This is a genomic window from Streptomyces sp. NPDC041108, from assembly GCF_055592645.1.
This window is the reverse complement of the sequence record NZ_JBVIYK010000005.1, coordinates 183,029-203,043: the sequence shown is the minus strand read 5'-3', so window position 1 is coordinate 203,043 and position 20,015 is coordinate 183,029. Positions and strand designations below refer to the sequence as shown.

The window sequence follows — 20,015 nt, the reverse complement described above, 5'->3', positions numbered from 1 at the left end:
CCTGTGAGGACGGTGCCTGTGGGGCGGCTCGGGGTGAGTGGGTGCATGCGGGTCCGGCGGGGCTTCTCACGCGGTTCCCCGCGCCCCTTGAGGGCGTACGGCCCTTGTGGGGCCTGTCCCACGGTCCTCACCCGGGGATCAGGCCGTCGTCGCTCAGCATCTCCCGGACCTCCTCCAGGGTCGCGTCCGGGGCCGGGAGGATCAGCTCCGAGGGCTCCAGGGCGTCGTCGGGGAGGGGCGTGCCCAGTTCGCGGACCTTGTCCAGGAGGGCGTGGAGGGTGTGGCGGAAGCCGGGGCCGTCACCGACCTCCATCTCCGCCAGGAGGACGTCGTCCAGCGTGTTCAGCTCGGCGAAGTGGGCGTCGTCCAGCCTCACCTGCCCCTCCCCCATGATCCGTACGATCATGTCGCCCTCCTCGGGGACGCGTGACAGCTACTTGTCGAAGCGCGGAGTGTCCTGCCGCTGGGACTGCTGCTGCGGGGCCGACTGGCCGGTGCCGCCCTCGATGGCCTGCTGCTGCGCGGACGGGCCGCCCGCCAGCTCCGCCTTCATGCGCTGGAGCTCCAGCTCGACGTCCGTACCGCCGGAGAGGCGGTCCAGCTCGGCCTGGATGTCGTCCTTGTGCATGCCGGACGGGTCGTCGAGGGCGCCGGAGGCGAGCAGCTCGTCGATGGCGCCGGCGCGGGCCTGGAGCTGCGCCGTCTTGTCCTCGGCACGCTGTATGGCGAGACCGACGTCGCCCATCTCCTCGGAGATGCCGGAGAACGCCTCACCGATCCGGGTCTGTGCCTGGGCGGCGGTGTACGTGGCCTTGATGGTCTCCTTCTTCGTCCGGAAGGCGTCGACCTTGGCCTGCAGGCGCTGCGCGGCGAGAGTGAGCTTCTCCTCCTCGCCCTGGAGGGTGGTGTGCTGGGTCTCCAGGTCCGTCACCTGCTGCTGGAGCGCGGCGCGGCGCGAGAGCGCCTCACGGGCCAGGTCCTCGCGGCCGAGCGCGAGCGCCTTGCGGCCCTGGTCCTCCAGCTTCGAGGACTGGGACTGGAGCTGGTTGAGCTGGAGCTCCAGACGCTTGCGGGACGTGGCCACGTCGGCCACACCGCGGCGCACCTTCTGGAGCAGCTCCAGCTGCTTCTGGTACGAGTAATCGAGGGTTTCGCGCGGGTCCTCGGCCCGGTCAAGGGCCTTGTTCGCCTTCGCGCGGAAGATCATCCCCATACGCTTCATGACACCGCTCATGGGCTTCGCGCGCCCCCTTCTGACGGACTCCAGCTCACAGGTCTGCGACAGAACCCACAGTACGGGCCCTGCTTCTATTACCGCACTGTTCGGGGACCGATGCGCTCATCCCCAAGGACGACTGTGTACGGCGGCGCTCCGGCGTAGGGAGTAGGTGTTCCCCGGGGTCGTGTACGCACCGATCCCACGGAACACCGCGGCCCTCCTACGGACGGGACGTCACCGCGCTCCCCCTTTTCCGGTTCCCGGGCTGCCCCGGCCACTGTCGCCCCACCTCTGTCTCCAGTACGGACGCCGGGTGTTGCCGGATCGTTCCCCACTCGGCTGGGGTCCATGCCCCGGCACCCCGTACCCTTGGGTTTTGTGTTCCGTAGCCGCGCCAAGAGCGAGAAGGAATCGGCCGCCGACAAGGCGCCGGTGACCGACTCCAAGCAGACCCGTCACCCGCAGGCCCCCAAGGGGCGGCCCACTCCCAAGCGGAGTGTGGCCCAAGGCCAGCGTCGGAGCGTCGCCAATACGCCGACGACGCGCAAGGAGGCCGCCAGGCGTTCCCGCGACGAGCGCCGCTCCGCCATGGAGAAGCAGCGCCAGGCGCTGGCCACCGGCGACGAGCGCTATCTGCCCGCCCGGGACAAGGGTCCGGTGCGCAGGTTCGCCCGTGACTACGTGGACTCGCGCTTCCACATCGCCGAGTTCTTCCTGCCGCTGGCGGTGCTCATCCTCGTACTGAGCATGGTGCGGGTGGCGTCGCTGCAGAACGTCGCGCTGCTGCTGTGGCTGTTCGTGATCGTGCTGATCGTGGTCGACTCCATCGGCCTCGCCTTCCGTCTGAAGAAGCAGCTGAACGAGCGCTTCCCCGACGCGAACAAGAAGGGCGCCGTCGCCTACGCCCTGATGCGCACGCTCCAGATGCGTCGCCTCCGGCTGCCGAAGCCGCAGGTCAAGCGCGGAGAGCGGCCCTGAGCACGACTCCCTTCTCCGGCAGTGCGGCCGAGGCCTGGCTGAACCGGCTGGGCACCCTGCGTGAGGTCGTGCGGCAGGAGCTGGTCTCCCGGCAGGTCGACGAGCAGATAGCGGGCCGCTTCCCGGTCGGGCAGCGGCTCCGGGTCCTCGACGTGGGCATGGGGCAGGGCACGCAGGCACTGCGCCTGGCCCGCGCCGGGCACGCGGTGACCGGGATCGAGCGGGAGGCGAAGCTGATCGCCGTCGCCCGGGAGGCACTGGCCGCCGAGCCCGAGGGCATCCGGGGCCGGGTGCGGATCGTCGAGGGCGACGGCCGCGACACGGGTGTGCACTTCCTGCCGGGCAGTTTCGACGTGGTGCTCTGCCACGGCGTGCTGATGTACGTCGAGGAGCCGGACGCGCTGTTGGCGGGGCTGGCGCGGATGCTGGCGCCCGGGGGGCTGCTGTCGCTGCTCGTACGGAACGGCGACGCGCTCGCGATGCGGGCGGGGCTGGCCGGGGACTGGGCCGGCGCGCTCGCCTCCTTCGACACCACCGCGTACCGCAACCGGCTCGGGCTGGATGTGCGGGCGGACCGGCTGACGACCCTTACGGACACGCTGGCGGGGATCGGGGCGCCGTTGCACGCGTGGTACGGGGTACGGGTGTTCACGGATCTGGCCGCGGACGACGCGGGGGTGCCCGACGGGCAGGGGGATCTGGAGGTGCTGCTCGCGGCGGAGGAGCGGGCGGGGCGGACGGATCCGTATCGGCAGGTGGCGGCGTTGCTGCACCTGTGCGGGGTGCGTGGGTGAGGGGCGCCCCGTAGCTCGGGCATGCGGGTCTCGTCGGCGAGTGCGGGTGAATGGGGACTTCTCGCACGGATCCCCGCGCCCCTGAAAGACACAGGCCCCCTGCGGGCCTGAAGGACAAGGCCCCTGCGGGCCTGAGAAGCATGGGGCCCGCAGCCCCTGCTTCTCAAGGGCTGGGGAACGGCACGAGAAGCCCCACGCACCCGCCCCGTCCACGAACCGCCACCCCCGACCGAGCTCTCCCACGGGGATCGGGGCGGAGCCCCGGACAGGAACCCCGCCCCACCGCGGAGCGCTACGCGTGCAGGCTCATCGGCCCGTAGATCTCCGTCGTGTCCTCGAACAGACGGACCTGGTCGGCGCCGCCCTCCAGGAGTTCCTTCCAGTGTTCCCCGATCCACGACTCGGCGTCCCCCTGGGTCGTGAACTCCTCGGGCTGGACCGCGGGCTGGACCTCCGCCCCGTCGGCCTTCTCGAACCGCCACGTCCATGCCGCCATGTGAGCCTCCGTAAGTACCGGCCCGGCACCGCACACAGGGTGCCAAGCAAGATCCGGTTCCTCCCCTGAGCCTAGTCGGACGCACAAGACCTGCGGGTGTTCATCGGGACACGCGAAAATCGGGGGCGTGGAACTGACTTTGCTCGGCACCGGCGCCCCCGCGGGGCTTCCCCGCCCCGACTGTCCGTGCGCGGCGTGCGCGACCGCGCTCGGTGATGCCGCGCGCGGGGCGACCGCGCTGCTCGTGGACGGCGCACTACTGCTCGACCTCACTCCGGGCGCCGCCCTGGCGGCCGCCCGCGCCGGGCACTCCCTGACCGGGGTGCGGCAGGTGCTGCTCTCCCATCCCCACGACGGACCCCCCGTCGAGGTGCCGCCGGGGCTGCCGCGGCCGGGCCGGGTGCCGGACGGACGGGAGCTGGCGCTGCTGACCGGGCACCGGGTCCGGGCCCTGGCCCTGGACGCTCCGGGCACCGGGTACGAGGTGACCGGGCCGGGCGGGCAGCGGCTGCTGTACCTGCCGCCGAGGGGGGCGCTCGCCGGTCTGGAGGAGCACGCGACGGAGCCGTACGACATGGTGCTCGCCGATGTCCTGGGCCGGCCGGACGCGCTGGCGCGGCTGCGCAGGGCGGGTGCCGTCGGGCCGACGACCGATGTCGTGGCCGTGCACATCGACCACGACGTGCCGCCGGACGGCGAGTTGCCGCGCCGGCTCGCGGCGGCGGGCGCGCGCGCCGTGCCGGACGGGACGACGCTGACGGTGGGGGTCTACGAGGACGTGCCCGACGTACCGCGGCGCACGCTGGTGCTCGGTGGGGCGCGGTCGGGAAAGTCGGTGGAGGCCGAGCGGCGGCTGGAGGCGTTCCCGGACGTGCTCTACGTGGCGACCGGCGGGACGCGGGGCGGCGACGGGGAGTGGACCGCGCGGGTCACCGCCCACCGGGAGCGGCGGCCCGGCTCCTGGCGCACCGTCGAGACCTGTGACCTCGTCCCCCTGCTGAAGGACGACGACGGGGCGCCGCTGCTCATCGACTGTCTCTCGCTGTGGCTGACGGACGTGATGGACGAGGTGGGGGCGTGGGACGACGCGGAGTGGGCCGACGGCGGGGAGCGCGCGCTCCGGGCGCGTGTCACCGAGCTGACGGACGCCGTGCGGAACACGCGCCGCACGGTGGTCGCCGTCTCCAACGAGGTCGGCTCGGGCATCGTCCCCGCCACCGCCTCCGGCCGGCGCTTCCGTGACGAACTCGGACGGCTCAACGCGTCCTTCGGGGCGGAGTGCGAGCACGTGTTGCTGGTGGTGGCGGGGCAGGCCCTGTCCCTACGGGGGTGAGGAACGGCTCGCGGGAGCCTACGAGGGCGCTTGTTGCGCGGTGCGGCGCGCGAGGACGCGGTGGGCGCGGGGCGGGAGCGGGGTGCAGGGGCGGGCGGCGAGGATCTCGTAGCCCAGGGAGCGCAGTTCGGTGAGCAGGTTGCGCAGGGGCATGAGGTGGAGGGGGCGGGGCCGATCGCGCGGCCTCCAGTAGCGGCGGCTGCCGAACGGCCGTGCCGGATCCGGGACTTCGAGGAGGAGATGGCCGCCGGGGCGCAGTACGGCGTGGGCGGCGCGGAGTTCCTCGCGCGGGTCGGCGGTGTGTTCGAGGTGGTGGAGCATGCTGACCACGTCGTAGCGGGCGCGCAGCCGCGCGGTGATCTCCGGGTCGGTGAGCAGACCCTGGTACGCCTCCTCCACCCGCCCCTCCTCCCACGCCCGTTGGACGCGCCGGGTCGGGTCGAGGCCGTCGAAGGAGGTGTAGGGGTGGACGGCGCGCGCGGCCTGGGGGAAGTGGCCGTGTCCGGTGCCGACGTCCAGCCAGCTCTCCGGTTCGGGGTACGCCAGCAGCGCGCGGGCGGCGCCCCGGTGGTGTCTGCGGCGCCGGCGCCCGTCGAGTGCGGCCCGGTCGTCGTCCTCCGCGAGGTGCCGGTTCCGCCCGAGCAGCAGACCGTCCGCGGTGGGCCGGGGGTTCTGGAAGGCGTGCGCGCAGTCCCGGCACTCGTCCACCACGAATGTGCCCGGCGTGCGCCGCCCGCCCTCCGGCGCACGCACCCGGGTGCGCAACTGCCGTGAGCCGCACCAGGGGCAGTCGTCCCGGCGCGGTTCGTGGAAGGGATCGGCTCCCGTGGCGGGTCGGCCGGGCTCCGGCCGCGGGGTGGGGGGCATGGCGGCTCCTGGGAACGACGGGATCCCGTACGCGACAGGGCGACGACGTACGGACATTCGCCCCAAAAAGGTACGTACGTGAGAGGGATCCCGGGCGCAATGACGTGCCCGTGGCGCGGTGGGACGTGCGTACGCCGCGGGGGCACGGTGTGGCGCGGTCGTGTTCGATCCCTGCCGGTACTGTTCGGCGAATGAGCTCGCTTAATCTCGACGACTTCACCGATCTGATCGAGCGCCCCGACGGCGGGGTGCGCCGCGACGCCGAGGCGCGGCGGGAGCGGCAGACCGTGCCGCCCGGGGCGCTGGGCCGCCTCGACGAACTGGGTGAGTGGCTGGCGGCGGCGCAGTCGGCCGTACCGGTGCGGCCGATCGGCCGGGCCCGGGTGCTGCTGTTCGCGGGCGACCACGGGGTCGCCGAACTCGGCGTCTCCGCGCGGGCCGCGGGCACCGCCGACGAGCTGGTGCGGGCCGTTCTCGACGGGAGCAGCCCGGTGGCGGTGCTGGCCCGGCAGCTCGACGTACCCGTACGCGTGGTGGACCTCGCGCTGGACTGCGATCCCGAGACGCTGCCCGCGGAGGTCGTACGGCATCGGGTGCGGCGCGGGTCGGGACGGATCGATGTCGAGGACGCGCTGACGGCCGAGGAGGCGGAGGCCGCGTTCCGGGTGGGTGTCGCCCTCGCGGACGAGGAGGCGGACTCCGGGACCGACCTCGTCGTCCTCGGCGATGTCAGCGTCGGCGGGACCACGGCGGCGGCCGTCCTCGTGGCCGGGCTGTGCGGGACCGACGCGTCCGTCGTCACCGGGCGGGGCGGCCGGACGATCGACGATCTGGCGTGGATGCGCAAGTGCGCGGCGGTCCGGGACGCCCTGCGGCGGGCCCGCCCGGTGCTCGGGGACCAGCTGCAGTTGCTCGCCGCCGTGGGCGGGGCGGATCTCGCGGCGATGACCGGCTTCCTGCTGCAGAGCGCGGTGCGGAAGATGCCGGTGATCCTGGACGGCGTGGTGTCGGCGGCGTGCGCGCTGGTCGCCCAGCGGGTCGCCTTCCGGGCGCCGGACTGGTGGCTGGCCGGGCAGAGCAGCGGGGAGCCGGCCCAGGCCAAGGCGCTGGACCGGATGGCCGTCGAGCCGCTGCTCGACCACGGTGTGAAGGTCGGGGAAGGGGCGGGGGCGCTGCTGGCGCTGCCGCTGGTGCGGGCGGCGGCGGCGCTGGCGGCGGAGCTGCCCGAGCGCGAGGCGGAGCCGGCGGAGCCGGCCACGACGGAGCGGGAGCCGGCGAAGCCGGTCGAGGAGTACGACGCGACCTGAGTTCCGGCGGGGGGTCGGTTGTTCGGGTGCGGGTGGGCGGGGGCTGGTCGCACAGTTCCCCGCGCCCCTGAACCCGTGCTTTCAGGCCCACCGGGGCCTGGGCTCTGAGGGGCGCGGGAACTGCGCGAGAAGCCCCACCGGGCCCGCACCCGCCGGCCCGCCCGCGTCCCCGACTCCTCACGCGCGACAGGACGAACGGACGGGGAGAGACCGGGATCACGCAGGCCCCGCTCAACTTCGCACCCTTCCGGCCGGTCTTCGACCATGGCGGGCGAGACAGCGCGCCAGGTTCCTGAAGTCGCACGGACGAGGTCGCACGGATGAGGACGGACCGTTGAACAGGGCCGCCCGCCTGGCCCGCGCCGAATGGGGACCCCTGTACGCAACCGTGCGCCCGGCCCTGGCGGGCCGGCGCCTGCGGGCCGCCCCCATGACGCTCGCCGCCGTCTGCCTCGCGACCGTCGTGCACCTGGTGCACCGGCAGCCCTGGGGCTACCGGTTCATCGAGGACGTCGGTGCCGTACGGGCCGAGGACCCGCTCGGGCTCGCGCTGCTGCGGACGCCGCTCTCCCTCTTCGTACCGGCGCTGGACCTGCCCGTGTGGGGTGCGCTGGCGCAGATCCTGATCGTGTTCGGGATCGCGGAGATCTCACTGGGCCGGCGGCGGACGCTGGCGATCGCCTACGCCGCCACGCTGGCCGGCACGCTGTACGCGCGCGTGGGCATCGCCCTCGGGCCGGACGTCCTCTTCGTGGGGCTGCCCGCGTCGGACGCGCGGGTCGTGGACACCGGGCCGTCGGCGGCCGTGGTGGGACTCGCGGTGTTCGTCGGCTGGCGGCACCGGGCGTACGTCACGGCGGGCGCGGTCGTGGTGGCGATGATCGTCGAGGTGCTGGTGAAGGAGAACCTCGCGGGCAAGGAGCATCTGGCGGCGATCGCGGCGGTGCTGCTGGTGTGCGGGATCGTGGCCACGCGTCAGCGGCGCTCCGGCCGGTCGGCCGGGCCGGTGCGCCCGGACGGACCGGTGCGCTCGGACGGACGCGGCGGACCGGCGGGGAGCGCGGGGCGGGCGGCGGACTCCAGGGCCGGTGCCGTGTCCGGGGTGCCGCCGAGCCAGTCCTGAAGGCGGCGGCTGGGGCCGGTCCAGCGGCGGTCGTGGCGGTAGGCGCGCTTCCAGGAGCGAGCGCGGGCGCGCGGGCGACGGCGGTAGAAGCGGCGGGCCCAGGCGGAGGTGGGGCGGGCGAGGCGGACGGCTCCGACGACGGCGATGACCGGGATGATCACCCCGAAGATCGCCGTGCGGGCCTTGCCCTTGGCGAGGGCGATCAGGGCGACGAGGAAGTTCGTCCCCATGGTGAGCATGACGGCGCCCCGGTCCTGCAGCTCCGACTCGTCGAGGTCGTTGACGCCGAAGGGGAGGAAGCCGACCAGCAGCAGGCCCACCAGGGCCGCCGTCAGGACGACCACCTCGACGCTCTGCCGGCCCTCCTCGCCCCAGTACACGTCGTCCAGGTGCAGGATCAGCGCGAACTCGTCCAGCACCAGGCCCACCCCCATGCCGAACAGCACGGCGGAGATCAGCGCGCCTAAACCGTGCCCGTCGCTCGCCACCGAGCCGAAGCCGCCGACGACCGTGAGGACGATGCCGGGGACGACGTGGTGGATGTGGACCCCACCGCTGCCGCTGATGTTCCGGAAGGGGCCCTTGCCCGCGCGGATGAGGCGGGTGATGACCCGGGTGATCAGGAACGTCAGGACGAACGCGGTGAGCGCGAGGAGCAGGGGCAACTTGCCCGGCTCGATGATGTTCCGCTCCCACCAGGTACCCATATGCGAACTTTATCCAGGACCGTCCCCGGCCGCCGCCGAGGCCGTCGGGCCCGCCGGGTAGCCTGCGCCGGTGTCCACGCCCCCCGAGCCCTCCGTCCCGCCCCGCGCCGCGCCCCTCGACGGCCCGCGTTTCGCGTTCGGCACCCTGACCGTGCTGCCGGTGACCGTGCATCGCTGGGACCGGGAGGCGGCGCGCGCCGGGATGCTGTGCGCACCGGTCGCCGGGCTGGTCGTCGGCCTGGGCGCGGCCGCGCTCGGCGGTCTTCTGCTGCTCCTGGGCGCCGGTCCGCCGCTCGCCGCCGTGGCCTCCGTCGCCGTACCGGCCGCCCTCACCCGGGGCCTGCATCTGGACGGGCTCGCCGACACCGCCGACGGGCTGGGCAGCGGCAGGCCCGCCGAGGACGCCCTGCGGATCATGAAGCAGTCGGACATCGGGCCCTTCGGGGTCGTCACCCTCGTCCTGGTGCTGCTGGCCCAGGCGGCCGCGCTCACCGAGGCGTACGGCGAGTCCTGGGCGCTGGGCGCGCTGGCGACGGCCGTCTCGGCGACCGCCGCGCGGCTGGCCCTGACCCTGGCCGCGCGCGCCGGCGTCCCCCCGGCCCGGCCGGAGGGGCTGGGGGCGGCGGTGGCGGGGGTGGTGCGGCCGGGGTCCGCGCTGCCCGTGGCCGCCCTGGTGGGGTGCGCGGCGGCGGGCGCGGGAGCGCTGCTCGGAACCTGGGACCCGGTCCGCGCGGTGCTCGCGGTCGTCGTCGCCTGCGGTGCCGCCGAGCTGCTGCTCCGCCACTGCGTGAGGCGGTTCGGCGGTGTCACCGGTGATGTCTTCGGCGCTCTGGCGGAGACGGCGGCGACGGCGGCCCTCGTGGTGTTCGCCCTCGGGTGACCTCAGGGGTGCCTCCCGGGGTGGTCAGCAGGCCCTGCGCCACACCCCCAGGTCCCACTTCTTCAGCAGCGAGCTGAGTTCCAGGCGCCGGGCCTCGGGGCAGAAGTCCGCCGTCCTCATCTCGTACTCGACGTGGAAGACGGCCTTGCCGGCCTCGATGAAAGGGGTGAGGTCCTCGCACTCCTCGAACTGGGCGCACTGTTCGTTGACGGCGAAGTCGAAGTCGTCCACGAGTTCCGGTATCTGGTCGAGGTCGTTCTTCAGGCCGACCGCGAGGCCGCGTTCGTGGGCCAGGCGGGCGACGAGACGGTTGTAGCGGAGCTGGTCGGCAGCCTTGAGGGGGAAGCCCGTCCGGTTGCGGTAGCCGTCCATGTTGTCGGGTTCGACCGCGTCGAAGCCCTTCTCCGCGCACATGTCGATGCGGGCGGCCATCAGGGGTTCGAGCACGTCGGTCCTCCGGATGTCGAGCCAGCGCTCGCCCTCCCAGCCGTTGCCCCTGCCGAGGACCGAGTCCGGGAACGCCTCGGCGTCCGGGCGCCAGTCCTCCCAGGCGCCGGTCGACAGATAGCAGATGACCTTGCGGCCGTCGTCGTGCAGCTCGGCGACCGTGCCGGCGGAGTGGTCGAAGCCGTCGATGTCGTACACGGGGACGTCGACGGAGGTGTCCAGGCGCCCGCTGAGCTGCCACTGCCACTGCGTACCGGGCTCGGGCCGCCAGCGGGCGCCCGCCTCCTCGCCGGCGCCGTCGTGGGCGGTGGTGCATCCCGCGGTCAGCAGGAGCAGGGACAACAGGGCGCTGCGGGCAGGGGCGCTGCGGGCGGGGGCGCGGCTCATCGGGTGGGCTCCAGGGCGTGCGACGACGTACCCCGGTGATGATCCCCCACGCCGGGGGCCGCGCCGGCGCGCGTGCGTCCCGTGCGCCCCGTGCGCCCCCATGGCCGGGGGGCCGCGCCGACCGCGCCGTGCGCGAAGACCCTCAACGGCGCCCCGGGCAGGGCGATAAGGGATCCCCCTATGTCTCAGGCATGGGGATCTCCCTGCACGTCCGGAGCGGAAAGTCGGGGAGGCTGGTCGCAGCGGACGCCGCGCGGACGGCGAGAACGCGACCGGCCCACGCCCCAGGTCCGATGGGCCGAACAAGGGCCTAGGCTCGTTCTCTGCACGTCGACCCATCCGTTCGGCCACCGAAACTCAATCGGAAGCGAGATTTCACCACCGTGACTGCTCTCACTCTCAGCACCGCCGCCGCGCCCGGCCTCCGCGCCGACGCGATCGTGGTCGGTGTCGCGAAGGGCCCTGCCTCTCGGCCTGGGGGCCTGGTCGTAGCGCCGGGCGCCGAAGCTGTGGACAAGGCCTACGACGGCAAGCTCGCCGGCCTTCTGGAGACCCTCGGCGCCTCGGGCGCGGAGGGCGAGGTGACGAAGCTGCCCGCGCCGTCCGGCTTCAAGGCGCCGCTCGTGGTGGCGGTGGGCCTGGGCGCGGTGCCCGAGAAGGACGGCTCGTTCGGCGCGGAGGCGCTGCGCCGCGCGGCCGGTGCCGCGGCCCGCGCCCTGTCCGGGACGAAGAAGGCCGCGTTCGCGCTGCCCGTCGCCGACGCCGACGCCGTGGGCGCCGTCGCCGAGGGCGCGCTGCTCGGCGCGTACTCCTTCGACGCCTACAAGAACAACGCCAAGGACCCCAAGGCGAAGGACGGCAAGGCGCCGCTCGCCGATGTCGTCCTGCTCGGCGCGAAGCCGCGCGACAAGGCCCACAAGGCCGCCGTCGAGCGCGCGACCGCGGTGAGCGAGGAGCTGAACCGCGCCCGCGACCTCATCAACACCCCGCCGAACGACCTCGACCCCGAGGCCTTCGCCGCCGTCGCCCAGACCGCGGCCAAGGAGCACGGCATCAAGGTGACCGTCCTCGACGAGAAGGCGCTCGCCAAGGGCGGCTACGGCGGCATCCTCGGCGTCGGCGCGGGCTCCGCGGCCACGCCCCGCCTGGTGCAGCTGTCGTACACCAGCTCCAAGGCGAAGAAGCACCTGGCGTTCGTCGGCAAGGGCATCACCTACGACTCGGGCGGCATCTCGCTCAAGCCCGCCGGGCACAACGAGACGATGAAGTGCGACATGAGCGGTGCCGCCGCCGTGTTCGCCGCGGTCGTCGCCGCCGCCCGGCTCAAGCTGGAGGTCAACGTCACGGGCTGGCTCGCCCTCGCCGAGAACATGCCGTCCGGCTCCGCCACCCGCCCGGGTGACGTGCTGCGCATGTACAGCGGCAAGACGGTGGAGGTGCTGAACACCGACGCCGAGGGCCGGCTGGTGCTGGCCGACGCGCTCGCCAAGGCGTCCGAGGACAAGCCGGACGCGATCGTGGACGTGGCGACGCTGACCGGGGCGATGATGCTGGCGCTGGGCAACCGGACCTTCGGGATCATGGCGAACGACGACGCGTTCCGCTCCGCGGTCCACGAGGCCGCCGAGGAGTCCGGTGAGCCCGCGTGGCCGATGCCGCTGCCGGACCACCTGCGCAAGGGGATGGACTCCCCGACCGCCGACATCGCGAACATGGGCGAGCGGTACGGCGGCGGGCTCGTCGCCGGGCTGTTCCTGAAGGAGTTCGTGGGCGAGGGGATCACCTGGGCGCACCTGGACATCGCGGGGCCGGCGTTCAACGAGGGCGGGCCCTTCGGGTACACACCCAAGGGGGGCACCGGGACCGCCGTGCGGACGCTGGTGCGGCTCGCCGAGCGTGCCGCCTCCGGCGACCTGGGATGACGTCCCTGCGCTAGCTCGGTCGATCCGTCGCACGGCGACCGCGGGGGCGTGGGGGGCTGAGCACACAGTCCCCCACGCCCCCGCGGGGCGTGGCGTCACATCTGAGCGTGTGGTGTCTCACACCCCGGCCCGGCGTCTCGTTCCCTTCCGACAAGTGCGAAGATGGGGCTCGGCAGGACAGGGCCCCCACCACAGGGCCGAAGAAGAGCGGCCGGACACCAGCCGCCGCGCGGGTCTCGGACGACCGGCGTACGGCGCACATGCATGGAGGACGTGACGTGGCGAACGACGCCAGCACCGTTTTCGACCTAGTGATCCTCGGCGGTGGTAGCGGTGGTTACGCCGCGGCGCTGCGCGGGGCCCAGCTGGGCCTGGACGTCGCCCTGATCGAGAAGGACAAGGTCGGCGGCACCTGCCTGCACCGGGGATGCATCCCCACGAAGGCCCTGCTCCACGCGGGCGAGATCGCCGACCAGGCCCGCGAGAGCGAGCAGTTCGGCGTGAAGGCCACCTTCGAGGGCATCGACGTGCCCGCCGTGCACAAGTACAAGGACGGTGTGATCTCCGGCCTGTACAAGGGTCTGCAGGGGCTCATCGCCTCCCGCAAGGTCACCTACATCGAGGGTGAGGGCCGTCTGTCCTCCCCGACCTCCGTCGATGTCAACGGCCAGCGCGTCCAGGGCCGTCACGTCCTGCTGGCGACCGGCTCCGTGCCGAAGTCGCTGCCGGGCCTGGAGATCGACGGCGACCGCATCATCTCCTCGGACCACGCCCTCGTCCTGGACCGGGTCCCGAAGTCGGCGATCGTCCTCGGCGGCGGTGTCATCGGCGTCGAGTTCGCCTCCGCCTGGAAGTCCTTCGGCACCGACATCACGATCATCGAGGGGCTGAAGCACCTTGCCCCCCTCGAGGACGAGAACTCCTCCAAGCTTCTTGAGCGCGCCTTCCGCAAGCGCGGCATCAAGTTCAACCTGGGCACCTTCTTCTCGAAGGCCGAGTACACCCAGGACGGTGTCAAGGTCACCCTCGCCGACGGCAAGGAGTTCGAGGCCGAGCTGCTGCTGGTGGCCGTCGGCCGCGGGCCCGTCTCCGCCGGTCTCGGCTACGAGGAGCAGGGCGTCGCCATGGACCGGGGCTATGTCCTGGTCGACGAGTACATGCGGACCAACGTCCCGACCATCTCCGCCGTCGGTGACCTGGTCCCGACGCTCCAGCTCGCGCACGTCGGCTTCGCCGAGGGCATCCTGGTGGCGGAGCGTCTGGCCGGCCTGAAGGCCGTTCCGATCGACTACGACGGTGTACCGCGGGTGACGTACTGCCACCCGGAGGTCGCCTCCGTGGGCATCACCGAGGCCAAGGCCAAGGAGATCTACGGTGCGGACAAGGTCGTCGCTCTGAAGTACAACCTCGCGGGCAACGGCAAGAGCAAGATCCTCCAGACCGCGGGCGAGATCAAGCTCGTGCAGGTCAAGGACGGTGCTGTGGTCGGCGTCCACATGGTCGGCGACCGCATGGGCGAGCAGGTCGGTGAGGCCCAGCTGATCTACAACTGGGAAGCGCTGCCCTCCGAGGTCGCCCAGCTCATCCACGCCCACCCGACGCAGAACGAGGCGCTCGGCGAGGCCCACCTGGCCCTCGCGGGCAAGCCGCTGCACTCGCACGACTGACCCCTCGGTCGACGAAGCGACGATCCAGACTTCCGCAATTCGTTAAGGAGCAACAGAAACCATGGCGGTTTCCGTAACCCTTCCGGCGCTCGGCGAGAGCGTCACCGAGGGCACTGTCACCCGCTGGCTGAAGGCCGAGGGTGAGCGCGTAGAGGCCGACGAGCCGCTGCTCGAGGTCTCGACCGACAAGGTCGACACCGAGATCCCCTCCCCCGCCGCGGGCATCCTGGCCTCCATCAAGGTCGCCGAGGACGAGACGGTCGAGGTCGGCGCCGAGCTGGCCCTGATCGACGACGGCTCGGGCGCGCCCGCCGCCGCCCCGGCCCCCGCCGCCGAGGAGGCCCCGGCTCCGGCCCCCGAGCCCGCCGCGGCCGCGCCCTCCACCGAGCAGGAGGCCCCCGCGCCGGCCCCGACCGCCGAGGCGGCCACCGGCGGCGGCTCGGCCGAGGGCACCGACGTGGTCCTCCCGGCGCTCGGCGAGTCCGTCACCGAGGGCACCGTCACCCGCTGGCTGAAGGAGGTCGGCGACTCCGTCGAGGCCGACGAGCCGCTGCTGGAGGTCTCCACCGACAAGGTCGACACCGAGATCCCGGCGCCCACCTCCGGTGTGCTCCTGGAGATCACGGTCGCCGAGGACGAGACCGCCGAGGTCGGCGCCAAGCTGGCCGTCATCGGCGCCCCGGGTGCCGCTCCGGCGGCTGCTCCGGCCCCGGCCGCCCCGGCCCCGGCGCCCGCCGCCGCTGCACCGGCCCCGGCTGCTCCCGCGCCCGCCCCGGCCGCCCCCGCGGCTCCGGCTCCGGCCCCCGCGCCGGCCGCCCCCGCCGCCCCGGCCCCGGCGCCCGCCGCCGCTGCACCGGCCGCTCCGGCCGCCCCGGCTCCGGCCGCGGCCGCCCCGGCCGCCGCCAAGGCGACCGACGAGGGCGCGTACGTCACCCCGCTGGTGCGCAAGCTCGCCGCGGAGCAGGGTGTCGACCTGGGCTCCGTCAAGGGCACCGGCGTCGGCGGCCGTATCCGCAAGCAGGACGTCGTCGCCGCCGCCGAGGCCGCGAAGGCCGCTGCCGCCGCTCCGGCTCCCGCCGCTGCTGTGACTGCCGGGGGCCATGCCACCGCCGCCAAGAAGGCGCCGTCCCTGGAGGCCTCTCCCCTCCGTGGCCAGACCATCAAGATGCCGCGCATCCGCAAGGTCATCGGCGACAACATGGTCAAGGCGCTGCACGAGCAGGCGCAGCTGTCGTCGGTCGTCGAGGTCGACGTCACCCGCCTGATGCGGCTGCGCGCCCGGGCCAAGGACTCGTTCGCGGCGCGTGAGGGTGTGAAGCTCTCCCCGATGCCGTTCTTCGTCAAGGCCGCGGCCCAGGCGCTGAAGGCGCACGCGCCCATCAACGCCCGGATCAACGAGGGCGAGGGCACGATCACCTACTTCGACGCCGAGAACATCGGTATCGCGGTGGACTCCGAGAAGGGCCTGATGACCCCGGTCATCAAGGGCGCCGGTGACCTCAACATCGCCGGCATCGCCAAGGCCACCGCCGACCTGGCGGGCAAGGTGCGGGCCAACAAGATCACGCCGGACGAGCTGTCCGGCGCGACCTTCACCATCTCCAACACCGGTTCGCGCGGCGCGCTGTTCGACACGATCATCGTGCCGCCGAACCAGGTCGCGATCCTCGGCATCGGCGCCACGGTCAAGCGCCCCGCCGTGATCGAGACGGAGGAGGGCGCCGTCATCGGCGTCCGCGACATGACGTACCTGACCCTCTCCTACGACCACCGTCTGGTCGACGGCGCCGACGCGGCCCGCTACCTGACGGCCGTCAAGGCGATCCTGGAGGCGGGCGAGTTCGAGGTCGAGCTCGGTCTGTGACGCCTTTGGTCAGGGGCTTCTGAGCAGAGGCCACTGAGCGCGGTACGACGGTGCCCCGTCCGGAGTCCTCCGGGCGGGGCACCGGTGCGTCGGCGCTCCGCTCCGGCCGGGCGGGGAAGGGGCCGTCGAGCCTGGCCGGTACGGGTCTTTACAAACCGGCGCTCCTCGGGAGCGTGTAAGTCTCGTCTCACCTGCGCGAAAGCACCCCCGTGCGCCTCTCCACCGGAGGGCCACGGCTTTATTGTCTAGAGGTCAACGCCCTTGGGGCTCTGTCCCCCGCCGAAGGAGCCCGCATGACCACCGCGCCCGTCGTCCACTCGCTGCGCGAACAGATCCGCGAGCACATCGTGGAAGGCATCGTGAGCGGGCGGTGGAAGCCGGGTGAGCGGATCGTGGAGCGGCGGATCGCGACGGAGCTGGAGGTCAGCCAGACTCCCGTGCGGGAGGCGCTGCGCGAGCTGGAGTCGCTGCGGTTGATCGAATCCGCGCCGAACAAGGGCGTACGGGTGCGGAATCTGACTGCGGCCGATCTGGAGGAGAGCTACCCGGTACGGGCGGGTCTGGAGGCGATCGCGGCGGAGCTGGCGGCGGAGCGGCTGGCGGAGGACTGCTCGGCGCTGGAGCCGCACGTGGCCGCGCTGTACGAGGCGGACCGCAACGCCGACGGGACGTCCCAGGTCCGGCACACGGTGGCGTTCCACCGGGAACTGGTGCGGGCGGCGGGCAACTCGGTGCTGCTGCACACGTGGGAGGGGCTGGGGATCGAGGTGTTCACGGCGCTGTCGATCCGCTGGCTGGGGACGGTGCAGCAGTCGTACGCCGAGGAGCACGAGGAGTTGGTGGCGGCGTTCCGTCGCCGCGATCCTCGGATCGCGGACCTGGTGAAGGCCCACGTGCTGGGCTGCGCCCCGCACACGGACGACGAGCCGGCGTAGGGCGCCCAGCAGCTCGGGGGTGAGGGCGCGACGGCGTGCGGCGGCCCGGCGGGGCTGCTCGCGCACCCGCGGCCGCCCACGCACCGCACCCTCGCACCCCTTGAGCGCACCCCCGCTCAAACGCCGCCCCACCTGCACAAACCCCGGCCCACAGGGTCACCCGGTGCCACCACCGAAGGCACCCCGTGCCGACTTTCTCGTGATCAAGATATTTTGCCCGCAACCCTTTGATCGATCATCGATCAGCGGGTTACAGTCACCGACGGGCTTCCACAGGAGCCCGTCGCCCTGTCCTGCCAAAGACCAAGGGCAACCCCCGAACGCTTACCGATGAGGGAACCCCCTTCGACTGAGGAAGGCGGCGCAATGACCGACTCCCACGCCATCCAGCCGAGCGCGCTCGACCAGCTCCCCGACCGGGACCCGGAGGAGACCGCCGAATGGCAGGCCTCCCTGGACGCCGTCACCAAGGCGGCCGGACCGCACCGCGCGGCGTACCTGATGCGCCGCACCCTGGAGCGCGCGGAGGGCAACGGCATCGCGCTGCCCAAGCTGCTCGAATCGGACTACGTCAACACCATCCCCACCGCCGCCGAGCCGGGCATCCCCGGTGACGAGGCGATGGAGCGCCGTATCACCGCGTGGAACCGCTGGAACGCCGCCGCGATGGTCACCCGCGGCAGCAAATACGGCGTCGGCGGCCACATCGCCACCTTCGCCTCCGCGGCCTGGCTCTACGAGACGGGCTTCAACCACTTCTTCAAGGGCAAGGAGGCGGACGGCTCGGGCGACCAGCTCTACATCCAGGGCCACGCCTCCCCCGGCATCTACGCCCGCGCCTTCCTCGACGGCCGGCTGAACGAGTCCCACCTGGACAACTTCCGCCGCGAGTCGGGCGGTGACGGCCTCCCGTCGTACCCGCACCCCCGTCGCCTGCCCTGGCTGTGGGAGTTCCCGACGGTGAGCATGGGCCTCGGCCCCCTCTCCGCCATCTACCAGGCGCGCTTCAACCGCTATCTCACCAGCCGCGGCATCAAGGACGTCTCGGACTCCCACGTCTGGGCGTTCCTCGGCGACGGCGAGATGGACGAGCCCGAGTCCACGGCGGCACTCGCCCTGGCCTCCCGTGAGGGCCTCGACAACCTCACCTTCGTCATCAACTGCAACCTGCAGCGCCTCGACGGCCCGGTCCGGGCCAACTTCAAGATCGTGCAGGAGCTGGAGGCCCAGTTCCGCGGCGCCGGCTGGAATGTGATCAAGAGCCTGTGGGGCTCGGCCTGGGACGAGCTGTTCCAGCTCGACACCACCGGCGCGCTCGTACGCCGCCTGCGCGAGGTACCGGACGCGCAGGTGCAGACGTACCAGACCCGCGACGCCGCCTACATCCGCCAGGACTTCTTCGGCAAGGACCCGGCGCTCGTCGAGATGGCGAAGCTGCTGAGCGACGACAAGATCCTGGAGTGCTTCCACCTCTCGCGCGGTGGTCACGAGGCGCGCAAGGTGTACGCCGCCTACAAGGCCGCCGTCGAGTTCAAGGGCGCCCCGACCGTCATCCTGGCCCAGACCGTCAAGGGCTTCACCCTCGGCGAGGGCTTCGCGTCGAAGAACGCCAACCACCAGATGAAGAAGCTGTCGACGGACGAGTTCAAGCAGATGCGTGATCTGCTCGAACTCCCCATCAAGGACAGCGACTTCGTCGACGGTGTCGTGCCATACGGCCACCCGGGCGCCGACTCCGCCGAGGTCCGCTACCTCCAGGAGCGCCGCGCCGCGCTCGGCGGTCCCGCCCCAGCCCGCCGTACGCACGCGCTGGCCCCGCTGCCGGCCGCCGCCGACAAGACCTTCGCCGCCTTCGACAAGGGCTCCGGCTCGCAGAACGTGGCGACGACCATGGCCTTCGTCCGGCTCGTCAAGGACCTGGTCCGCGACAAGCAGACCGGCCGGCGCTGGGTGCCGATCGTCCCCGACGAGGCGCGCACCTTCGGCATGGAGTCGCTGTTCCCGTCCCTCGGGATCTACTCCCCCAAGGGCCAGACGTACGAGCCGGTCGACCGCGACCAGCTGATGTACTACAAGGAGGCCAAGGACGGCCAGATCCTCAACGAGGGGATCACCGAGGCCGGTTCGATGGCCGACTTCATCGCCGCTTCGACGTCGTACGCGACGCACGGCGAGGCGATGATCCCGTTCTACATCTTCTACTCGATGTTCGGCTGGCAGCGCACGGCCGACCAGATGTGGCAGCTCGGCGACCAGCTGGGCCGCGGCTTCCTCGTCGGCGCCACGGCCGGCCGTACGACCCTGACGGGTGAGGGCCTGCAGCACGCAGACGGCCACTCGCCGGTCATCGCGGCGACGAACCCGGCGGCGCTGACGTACGACCCGGCGTTCGCGTACGAGGTCGCGGCGATCGTCAAGGACGGTCTGCGCCGGATGTACGGCGAGGCCGCCCCGGGCGAGGACCCGAACGTCTTCTACTACCTGACCGTCTACAACGAGCCGCTGCCGCAGCCCGCCAAGCCCGGTGCCGCCGGGGTGGACGAGGGCATCGTCAAGGGTCTGTACCGCTTCAACACGGCCGAGTCGGCGGGGCTGTCCCCGGTGGCGAACGCCCCGCGCGTCCAGCTGCTCGGCTCCGGCACGGCGATCCACTGGGCCCTGGAGGCGCAGAAGCTGCTCGCGGAGGACTGGGGGGTGGCCGCCGACGTCTGGTCGGCCACGTCCTGGAGCGAGCTGCGTCGGGACGCGCTGGAGGCGGATGCCGCGCTGCTGCGCGGGGAGGAGCGGACGCCGTACGTCCGGCAGGCGCTGCAGGGCGCCGAGGGGCCGGTGCTGGCGGTGTCCGACTACATGCGCCAGGTTCCGGACCAGATCGCGCAGTGGGTCGAGCAGGACTACTCCTCGCTCGGTGCGGACGGGTTCGGCATCTCCGACACCCGTGAGGCCGCGCGGCGCCACTTCGGCGTCGACGCCCAGTCCGTCGTGGTCGCCGCGCTCGCGCAGCTCGCCCGCCGCGGGGAGGTCAAGGCGACGGCGGTCAAGGAGGCGCGGGAGCGGTACGGGCTGTAAGGGCCCTCATCACTCGGGGC

At 72.6% G+C, this 20,015-nt stretch carries 16 protein-coding genes; 10 read left to right on the top strand and 6 right to left on the bottom strand.

The window, feature by feature from the left end; translation table 11 throughout:
* Window positions 1–127: 127 nt before the first annotated feature.
* The gene (gene pspAA, locus ACZ6BB_RS16630) at window positions 128–406 is read right to left on the bottom strand and encodes a PspA-associated protein PspAA (protein WP_059080745.1); all 279 of its coding nucleotides are present in this window, start codon (window positions 404–406) and stop codon (window positions 128–130) included.
* Between the two features lie 27 nt (window positions 407–433).
* On the bottom strand, window positions 434–1,234 hold the full coding sequence (locus ACZ6BB_RS16625) for a PspA/IM30 family protein (RefSeq protein WP_471615899.1): 801 nt from the start codon (window positions 1,232–1,234) through the stop codon (window positions 434–436).
* Window positions 1,235–1,567: 333 nt separating this feature from the next.
* Between ACZ6BB_RS16625 and ACZ6BB_RS16620 the strand changes: the two genes are divergently transcribed.
* The gene (locus ACZ6BB_RS16620) at window positions 1,568–2,197 is read left to right on the top strand and encodes a DUF3043 domain-containing protein (RefSeq protein WP_471615898.1); all 630 of its coding nucleotides are present in this window, start codon (window positions 1,568–1,570) and stop codon (window positions 2,195–2,197) included.
* Window positions 2,198–2,277: 80 nt separating this feature from the next.
* Window positions 2,278–2,991 (top strand): class I SAM-dependent methyltransferase, encoded by a 714-nt coding sequence (locus ACZ6BB_RS16615; RefSeq protein WP_471616158.1) that lies wholly within the window; start codon window positions 2,278–2,280, stop codon window positions 2,989–2,991.
* 292 nt (window positions 2,992–3,283) lie between these two features.
* Here ACZ6BB_RS16615 and ACZ6BB_RS16610 read toward each other — a convergent pair whose 3' ends face one another.
* Entirely contained in the window at window positions 3,284–3,487 is a 204-nt protein-coding gene (locus ACZ6BB_RS16610) for a hypothetical protein (RefSeq protein ID WP_471615897.1), read from the bottom strand.
* A gap of 127 nt (window positions 3,488–3,614) precedes the next feature.
* Here ACZ6BB_RS16610 and ACZ6BB_RS16605 point away from each other — a divergent pair, with 127 nt between their 5' ends.
* The gene (locus tag ACZ6BB_RS16605) at window positions 3,615–4,820 is read left to right on the top strand and encodes a bifunctional adenosylcobinamide kinase/adenosylcobinamide-phosphate guanylyltransferase (RefSeq protein ID WP_471615896.1); all 1,206 of its coding nucleotides are present in this window, start codon (window positions 3,615–3,617) and stop codon (window positions 4,818–4,820) included.
* Window positions 4,821–4,838: 18 nt separating this feature from the next.
* Here the strand turns inward: ACZ6BB_RS16605 and ACZ6BB_RS16600 are convergent, their stop codons facing one another.
* On the bottom strand, window positions 4,839–5,687 hold the full coding sequence (locus ACZ6BB_RS16600; protein ID WP_471615895.1) for a class I SAM-dependent methyltransferase: 849 nt from the start codon (window positions 5,685–5,687) through the stop codon (window positions 4,839–4,841).
* 191 nt (window positions 5,688–5,878) lie between these two features.
* Here ACZ6BB_RS16600 and cobT point away from each other — a divergent pair, with 191 nt between their 5' ends.
* Window positions 5,879–6,994: a nicotinate-nucleotide--dimethylbenzimidazole phosphoribosyltransferase gene (gene cobT, locus ACZ6BB_RS16595; protein WP_471615894.1), complete on the top strand. Its 1,116-nt coding sequence runs from the start codon at window positions 5,879–5,881 to the stop codon at window positions 6,992–6,994.
* Window positions 6,995–7,969: 975 nt separating this feature from the next.
* Here cobT and ACZ6BB_RS16590 read toward each other — a convergent pair.
* Entirely contained in the window at window positions 7,970–8,824 is an 855-nt protein-coding gene (locus ACZ6BB_RS16590) for a hypothetical protein (RefSeq protein WP_471615893.1), read from the bottom strand.
* 70 nt (window positions 8,825–8,894) lie between these two features.
* On the opposite strand from ACZ6BB_RS16590, the gene ACZ6BB_RS16585 reads away from it, so the two are divergent.
* The gene (locus ACZ6BB_RS16585; protein WP_471615892.1) at window positions 8,895–9,704 is read left to right on the top strand and encodes an adenosylcobinamide-GDP ribazoletransferase; all 810 of its coding nucleotides are present in this window, start codon (window positions 8,895–8,897) and stop codon (window positions 9,702–9,704) included.
* 24 nt (window positions 9,705–9,728) lie between these two features.
* Here the strand turns inward: ACZ6BB_RS16585 and ACZ6BB_RS16580 are convergent, their stop codons facing one another.
* Window positions 9,729–10,538, bottom strand: a complete 810-nt coding sequence (locus tag ACZ6BB_RS16580) for an endo alpha-1,4 polygalactosaminidase (protein WP_471615891.1) — start codon at window positions 10,536–10,538, stop codon at window positions 9,729–9,731.
* Between the two features lie 383 nt (window positions 10,539–10,921).
* Between ACZ6BB_RS16580 and ACZ6BB_RS16575 the strand changes: the two genes are divergently transcribed.
* The 5 genes from ACZ6BB_RS16575 (at window position 10,922) to aceE (ending at window position 19,995) form a co-directional block, all read left to right on the top strand.
* Window positions 10,922–12,460: a leucyl aminopeptidase gene (locus ACZ6BB_RS16575; protein ID WP_471615890.1), complete on the top strand. Its 1,539-nt coding sequence runs from the start codon at window positions 10,922–10,924 to the stop codon at window positions 12,458–12,460.
* Window positions 12,461–12,738: 278 nt separating this feature from the next.
* A complete protein-coding gene (lpdA, locus tag ACZ6BB_RS16570; RefSeq protein WP_471615889.1) occupies window positions 12,739–14,127 on the top strand; it encodes a dihydrolipoyl dehydrogenase in 1,389 nt (462 codons plus the stop codon).
* 61 nt (window positions 14,128–14,188) lie between these two features.
* Window positions 14,189–15,991 carry a 2-oxoglutarate dehydrogenase, E2 component, dihydrolipoamide succinyltransferase gene (gene sucB, locus ACZ6BB_RS16565; protein ID WP_471615888.1) on the top strand — a complete coding sequence of 601 codons (1,803 nt, stop codon included), beginning with the start codon at window positions 14,189–14,191 and terminating at the stop codon, window positions 15,989–15,991.
* A gap of 293 nt (window positions 15,992–16,284) precedes the next feature.
* Window positions 16,285–16,926 (top strand): GntR family transcriptional regulator, encoded by a 642-nt coding sequence (locus ACZ6BB_RS16560; RefSeq protein WP_045555398.1) that lies wholly within the window; start codon window positions 16,285–16,287, stop codon window positions 16,924–16,926.
* 366 nt (window positions 16,927–17,292) lie between these two features.
* Complete coding sequence (gene aceE / locus ACZ6BB_RS16555) at window positions 17,293–19,995, top strand: pyruvate dehydrogenase (acetyl-transferring), homodimeric type (RefSeq protein WP_471615887.1); 2,703 nt, start codon at window positions 17,293–17,295, stop codon at window positions 19,993–19,995.
* Window positions 19,996–20,015: the final 20 nt, after the last annotated feature.